General features: G+C 63.6%; 6 protein-coding genes and 1 pseudogene. 6 read left to right on the top strand and 1 reads right to left on the bottom strand.

What is annotated here, in order from left to right; translation table 11 throughout:
* Window positions 1–158: 158 nt before the first annotated feature.
* The gene (locus VJS90_RS09865) at window positions 159–1,049 is read right to left on the bottom strand and encodes a LysR family transcriptional regulator (protein ID WP_324121456.1); all 891 of its coding nucleotides are present in this window, start codon (window positions 1,047–1,049) and stop codon (window positions 159–161) included.
* 126 nt (window positions 1,050–1,175) lie between these two features.
* On the opposite strand from VJS90_RS09865, the gene leuC reads away from it, so the two are divergent.
* The 6 genes and pseudogenes from leuC to VJS90_RS09895 form a co-directional block, all read left to right on the top strand.
* Window positions 1,176–2,609, top strand: coding sequence for a 3-isopropylmalate dehydratase large subunit (leuC, locus tag VJS90_RS09870; RefSeq protein ID WP_324121458.1), 1,434 nt, complete (start codon window positions 1,176–1,178; stop codon window positions 2,607–2,609).
* Window positions 2,606–3,250, top strand: a complete 645-nt coding sequence (gene leuD, locus VJS90_RS09875; protein ID WP_324121460.1) for a 3-isopropylmalate dehydratase small subunit — start codon at window positions 2,606–2,608, stop codon at window positions 3,248–3,250. The genes leuC and leuD overlap by 4 nt, the downstream gene beginning before the upstream one ends.
* Before the next feature lie 200 nt (window positions 3,251–3,450).
* The gene (locus VJS90_RS09880) at window positions 3,451–4,218 is read left to right on the top strand and encodes a class I SAM-dependent methyltransferase (RefSeq protein WP_324121461.1); all 768 of its coding nucleotides are present in this window, start codon (window positions 3,451–3,453) and stop codon (window positions 4,216–4,218) included.
* A 51-nt stretch (window positions 4,219–4,269) separates the two neighbouring features.
* Window positions 4,270–5,352 (top strand): 3-isopropylmalate dehydrogenase, encoded by a 1,083-nt coding sequence (leuB, locus tag VJS90_RS09885; protein WP_324121463.1) that lies wholly within the window; start codon window positions 4,270–4,272, stop codon window positions 5,350–5,352.
* 66 nt (window positions 5,353–5,418) lie between these two features.
* Complete coding sequence (gene asd / locus VJS90_RS09890; protein WP_324121465.1) at window positions 5,419–6,531, top strand: aspartate-semialdehyde dehydrogenase; 1,113 nt, start codon at window positions 5,419–5,421, stop codon at window positions 6,529–6,531.
* Window positions 6,532–6,650: 119 nt separating this feature from the next.
* Window positions 6,651–6,854 (top strand): annotated as a pseudogene (locus tag VJS90_RS09895) (N-acetyl-gamma-glutamyl-phosphate reductase); the annotation flags it as partial.

A 6,854-nucleotide genomic window follows, 5' to 3' on the forward strand; every position in this document is an offset into this window, starting at 1 on the left:
CAGCTCTGCTCGGAGCGTTTTGGGTCAATTGCCTGAATTCGCGGCATCGGCGGCGTACGTTCAACAGATTTGGGCATGGATAACAGGCCTTGGGCTGAATTGGGCGTTAGGCACAGGGTTTTGCGGATCCAGGACTAGAACAATAGAAGTAGCACAGCTTAGCCGCGAGTCCCTGGCTGATCGATTTGTGCATCCAGCAGAGCCATGAAGGCCTTTGCCGCATTCGACAGCGTCCGTTCGGTGTGCAGGATATAGCCTAGCTGGCGACTGAGCTGTATGCCCGGCAAAGGTATGCGCGCCACTTGCTCATCCAGCATGGTGCGCGGCAAAACGCTCCAGGCCAGGCCGATCGAGACCATCATCTTGATGGTCTCCAGATAATTGGTGCTCATGGCGATGTTCGGCGTCAGGCCCTGGGCCTCGAACAGGCGCTGGACGATATGGTGGGTAAAGGTGTTGCCGCCGGGGAAAACCGCGGGGTGCAGGGCAATGTCCGCCAGGCTGACCGCACCGTTGCTGATCAGCGGATGCTCCGGGGCGGCCACGAAATCCAGCGGGTCGTCCCACACCGATACCGCCCGAACCAGGTGGTGCGGCTCGGGTGCCAGGGTGATGACGGCGATTTCCGCCCGGCCATGGAGAATTTCATCGTAGGCCGCTTCCGAATCCATGAACTGGATATCCAGCGCCACCGAGGGGTACTGCCGGGTAAACGCCCTCAGCAGCGGGGGCAGGCGATGCAGGCCAATGTGGTGACTGGTGGCCAGGGTCAGTCGACCTGTCACTTCACCGCTTAGATTGGTCAGTGCGCGCCGGGTATCATCGAGTACGTTGAGGATCTGGTAGGCGCGCGGCAGCAGGGCGCGTCCGGCTTCCGTCAGGTTCACCTCGCGGCCCAGGCGATCGAACAGGCGGACGTCGAGTTGCTGCTCAAGGCCGGCAATGCGTTTGCTGATCGCCGGCTGCGTCAGGTGAAGCCTTTCACCGGCCCCTGAAAAACTGCCGACCTCGGCAATGGCTATAAAGGCACTGAGGTTCGCCAGGTCCATCATTCAATTCCTTCTGGTTATCCAAAGCATGAAAATTATGAATTTGAGTTATTCAATCTAAACTCATAGCATCGTCCATACAAGCCAAGGGGTTAATTGGCGTAGAAACTGATGAGGAACCGTCTGATGGCCGGCAGAACGCTGTACGACAAACTCTGGGATTCGCATGTGGTCAAGCAGCGCGACGATGGCTCGTCGCTGATCTACATCGATCGCCATATCATCCATGAAGTGACGTCGCCGCAGGCGTTCGAAGGCCTTCGCCTGGCCGCCCGCAAGCCATGGCGTATCGATGCCAACATCGCCACCCCCGACCACAACGTGCCGACCACCCCGGAGCGCAAGGGCGGCATCGAGGCCATCGCCGACCAGGTGTCGCGCCTGCAGGTGCAGACCCTCGATGAGAACTGTGACGAATACGGCATCAACGAATTCAAGATGAATGACGTGCGCCAGGGCATCGTCCACGTCATCAGCCCCGAGCAGGGCGCGACCTTGCCGGGCATGACGGTGGTCTGCGGCGACTCGCACACCTCCACCCACGGTGCCTTCGGTGCCCTGGCCCATGGCATCGGCACCTCCGAGGTCGAGCACGTGCTCGCCACCCAGTGCCTGGTCGCCAAGAAGATGAAGAACATGCTGGTGCGCGTCGAAGGCGAGTTGCCATTCGGCGTGACGGCCAAGGACATCGTCCTGGCGATCATCGGCAAGATCGGCACCGCCGGCGGCAACGGCCATGCCATGGAATTCGCCGGCAGCGCGATTCGCGCCTTGTCGATGGAAGGCCGCATGACCATCTGCAACATGTCGATCGAAGCCGGTGCCCGTGTCGGCCTGGTGGCCACCGACGCCACCACCATCGCCTACGTCAAGGGCCGCCCTTATGCACCGAATGGCGAGCAGTGGGACGCCGCGGTCGCTGCCTGGCAGGACCTGGTGTCCGATGAGGATGCCGTGTTCGACACCGTGATCGAAGTCGACGCCGCGCTGATCAAGCCGCAGGTCAGCTGGGGCACCTCGCCCGAGATGGTCCTGGCCGTCGACCAGCGCGTGCCTGATCCGGCCGCCGAGCCGGATCTGGTCAAGCGTGGCTCGATCGAGCGTGCCCTCAAGTACATGGGCCTGAATGCCAATCAGGCGATCACCGACATCCGCCTGGACCGCGTGTTCATCGGCTCGTGCACCAACTCGCGGATCGAGGACCTGCGCGCGGCCGCCGAGATCGCCAAGGGCCGCAAGGTCGCCGCGACCGTCAAGCAGGCCATCGTCGTCCCGGGCTCGGGCCTGGTCAAGGCGCAGGCCGAGCGCGAAGGGCTGGATCAGGTGTTCATCGACGCCGGTTTCGAGTGGCGTGAACCCGGCTGCTCCATGTGCCTGGCCATGAACCCTGACCGCCTCGAAAGCGGCGAACACTGCGCCTCCACCTCCAACCGCAACTTCGAAGGCCGCCAGGGCGCCGGTGGCCGTACCCACCTGGTAAGCCCGGCCATGGCCGCGGCCGCCGCCGTGACCGGCCACTTCGTCGATGTCCGCGAGTTGATCCAAGGGAGCGCAGCATGAAAGCCTTTACCCAGCATACCGGTCTCGTCGCGCCACTCGACCGCGCCAACGTCGACACCGACCAGATCATTCCCAAGCAATTCCTCAAGTCGATCAAGCGCACCGGCTTTGGTCCCAACCTGTTCGACGAGTGGCGCTACCTCGACGTCGGCCAGCCGTACCAGGACAACAGCAAGCGTCCGCTGAACACCGACTTCGTGCTCAACCATCCGCGCTACCAAGGTGCGAGCGTGCTGCTGGCGCGCGAGAACTTCGGTTGCGGCTCCAGCCGCGAGCACGCGCCTTGGGCGCTCGATGAATACGGTTTCCGCAGCGTCATCGCGCCGAGCTTCGCTGACATCTTCTTCAACAACAGCTTCAAGAACGGGCTGCTGCCGATCATCCTCGGGGATGAGGAAGTCGACGAGCTGTTCAAGCAGGTCGAGGCGAACCCGGGGTACCAGCTGATCATCGACCTGCAGGCCCAGGCGGTGACCCGTCCGGATGGCAAGGTGCTGCGTTTCGAGATCGACGCCTTCCGCAAGCATTGCCTGCTCAATGGTCTCGATGATATCGGCCTGACCTTGCAGGACGGCGATGCCATCAAGGCATTCGAAGGCAAGCACCGCGCCAGCCAGCCGTGGTTGTTTCGCGACGCTTGAGTGATGTGTTGAACCCCATCGCGGGACGAGCCCGCTCCCACAGGTACCGCAGTGCTCATGTGAGAGTGCTCATGCAGGACTGCCCCTGTGGCAGTGCTCAAGTGGCAGTGCTCATGCAGGACTGCTGATGTGGCAGTGCTCATGTGCCAGTGCCCCTGTGGGAGCGGGCTAGTCCCGCGATGAAGTCGAAGGAGATCCAGATGACCAGCACCAAAGCCCACACCGAAGTCGTCCAGCGCCAGTTCGGCGAACAGGCCTCGGCCTACCTGACCAGCGCCGTGCACGCCCAGGGCAGCGAATTCGCGCTGCTCCAGGCCGAACTCGCCGGCCGCGAGGACGCCCGCCTGCTGGACCTGGGCTGCGGTGCCGGCCATGTCAGTTTCAATGTCGCCCCGCTGGTGCGCGAAGTCGTGGCCTATGACCTTTCGCAGCAGATGCTCGACGTGGTGGCGTCCGCCGCCGCGGAGCGCGGCATGGCGAACATTCGCACCGAGTGCGGCCCGGCCGAGCGTTTGCCGTTCACCGATGCCTCGTTCGACTTCGTGTTCAGCCGCTATTCGGCGCACCACTGGAGCGACCTGGGCCTGGCCCTGCGCGAGGTGCGCCGGGTGCTCAAGCCGGGCGGCGTGGCGGCGTTCATCGACGTGATGTCCCCGGGCAGCCCGCTGCTCGACACCTACCTGCAAAGCGTCGAAGTGCTGCGCGACACCAGCCATGTGCGCGATTACTCGGCCGGCGAGTGGCTGCAGCAGGTCAGCGAGGCCGGCCTGTTCACCCGCAGCCACAGCCGCCAGCCGCTGCGCCTGGAGTACACTTCCTGGGTCGAACGCATGCGCACCCCGGCACCGATGCGCGAGGCCATCCGCCAATTGCAGCAGGCGATGGGCGAGGAGGTGCGGCAGTATTACCAGATCGAAGCCGACGGGTCGTTCAGCACCGATGTACTGGTGCTGTGGGCTGAACGCTAGTTATTTCCGGCACGCCGACCAGGCGCGCCGCTTGAATGGATAGAGGAACGCATGAGCAAGCAGATTCTGATTCTCCCAGGTGATGGCATTGGTCCGGAAATCATGGCCGAGGCGGTCAAGGTGCTGGAGCTGGCGAACGACAAGTTCCAGCTCGGCTTTACCCTGGAGCACGACGTGATCGGTGGCGCGGCCATCGACAAGCACGGCGTGCCGCTGGCCGACGAGACCCTGGAGCGCGCGCGCAAGGCCGATGCCGTGCTGCTGGGCGCGGTCGGCGGGCCGAAGTGGGACAAGATCGAGCGCGACATCCGTCCCGAGCGCGGTCTGCTGAAGATCCGCTCGCAACTGGGCCTGTTCGCCAACCTGCGTCCTGCCATCCTCTACCCGCAGCTGGCCGATGCCTCGTCGCTCAAGCCGGAGATCGTCGCGGGTCTGGATATCCTCATCGTCCGCGAACTGACCGGCGGCATCTATTTCGGCGCGCCACGAGGCACTCGCGAGCTCGAAGGCGGCGAACGCCAGGCCTACGACACCCTGCCGTACAGCGAGAGCGAAATCCGCCGGATTGCCCGCGTCGGCTTCGACATGGCCCGCGTGCGCGGCAAGAAGCTGTGCTCGGTGGACAAGGCCAACGTGCTGGCCTCCAGCCAGCTGTGGCGTGAAGTGGTCGAAGAAGTGGCCAAGGACTATCCGGACGTCGAGCTGAGCCACATGTATGTCGACAACGCTGCCATGCAGCTGGTGCGCGCGCCCAAGCAGTTCGACGTGGTGGTGACCGACAACATGTTCGGTGACATTCTGTCGGATGAGGCTTCCATGCTGACCGGTTCCATCGGCATGCTGCCTTCGGCGTCCCTGGATGCCGACAACAAGGGCATGTACGAGCCGTGCCACGGCTCGGCGCCGGACATCGCCGGTCAGGGCATCGCCAACCCGCTGGCGACCATTCTGTCGGTGTCGATGATGCTGCGTTACAGCTTCAGCCAGCACACCGCCGCCGACGCCATCGAGAAGGCGGTCAGCCTGGTGCTGGACCAGGGGCTGCGCACCGGTGATATCCAGTCGGCCGGCTGCAGCAAGGTGGGTACGCAGGAAATGGGCGACGCAGTAGTCGCGGCGCTGCGGAATCTGTAATCTCTCTGGCCCGCTGCCGCCTTTCCCTCAGGCAGCGGCCCACTTTTTAGCAAAGGTGTTGTTGCGATGAAACGTGTAGGTCTGATCGGTTGGCGCGGTATGGTCGGTTCCGTGCTCATGCAGCGGATGCTGGAAGAGCAGGATTTCGACCTTATCGAGCCGGTGTTCTTCACCACCTCCAATGTGGGAGGCCAGGGTCCGGCGGTGGGCAAGGACATTGCCCCGCTCAAGGACGCTTACAGCATTGAAGAGCTCAAGACCCTCGATGTGATCCTGACCTGCCAGGGCGGCGACTACACCAACGAAGTCTTCCCCAAGCTGCGTGAAGCCGGCTGGCAGGGCTACTGGATCGACGCCGCCTCCAGCCTGCGCATGCAGGATGACGCGGTCATCGTCCTGGACCCGGTCAACCGCAAGGTGATCGACCAGCAGCTCGATGCCGGCACCAAAAACTACATCGGCGGCAACTGCACCGTCAGCCTCATGCTGATGGGCCTGGGCGGGCTGTTCGAAGCCGGTCTGGTCGAGTGGATGAGCGCCATGACCTATCAGGCGGCCTCGGGTGCTGGCGCGCAGAACATGCGCGAGCTGATCCGCCAGATGGGCGCGACCAACGCTGCCGTTGCCGATGACCTGGCCAACCCGGCCAGCGCCATCCTCGACATCGATCGCAAGGTCGCCGAGGCCATGCGCAGCGAGGCCTACCCGACCGAGAACTTCGGCGTGCCGCTGGCGGGCAGCCTGATCCCGTGGATCGACAAGGAACTGCCGAACGGCCAGAGCCGCGAGGAATGGAAGGCCCAGGCCGAGGCGAACAAGATCCTCGGCCGCAACGGCAAGCAGATTCCGGTCGACGGCGTGTGCGTGCGCATCGGCGCCATGCGCTGCCACAGCCAGGCGCTGACCATCAAGCTCAACAAGGACGTGCCGCTGGCCGATATCGAAGGCATGATCAGCCAGCACAACCCTTGGGTGAAGCTGGTGCCAAACCACCGCGACATCAGCATGCAGGAGCTGAGCCCGACCAACGTCACCGGCACGCTGAACATCCCGGTTGGCCGTCTGCGCAAGCTGAACATGGGTTCCCAGTACCTGGGCGCCTTCACCGTTGGCGACCAGCTGCTGTGGGGCGCCGCCGAGCCGCTGCGCCGCATGCTGCGGATCCTGCTGGAGCGGTGATCGCCGTCTGTGTGATGAGAAACCCGTGCTGGTGACAGCGCGGGTTTTTTTATGCGCGCGACGCCATCCGATAATCCAAGTAAAGTGCCGCTCCCGTCGTTTTCGCAGAGGATTTCTCCATGACCCAGCCCATTGATATTGCCGTTGTCGGTGCCACCGGCAGCGTCGGCGAAACCCTTGTGCAGATCCTCGAAGAGCTGGACTTTCCCGTCGCGACCCTGCATCTGCTGGCCAGCAACGAATCCGCCGGCAGCGGCGTGATGTTCCGCAGCAAGAGCCTGCGCGTGCGCGAGGTGGACAGCTTCGATTTCAGCCGCGTCAAG

This window comes from Pseudomonas sp. (assembly GCF_035277045.1).
Classification (GTDB): domain Bacteria; phylum Pseudomonadota; class Gammaproteobacteria; order Pseudomonadales; family Pseudomonadaceae; genus Aquipseudomonas.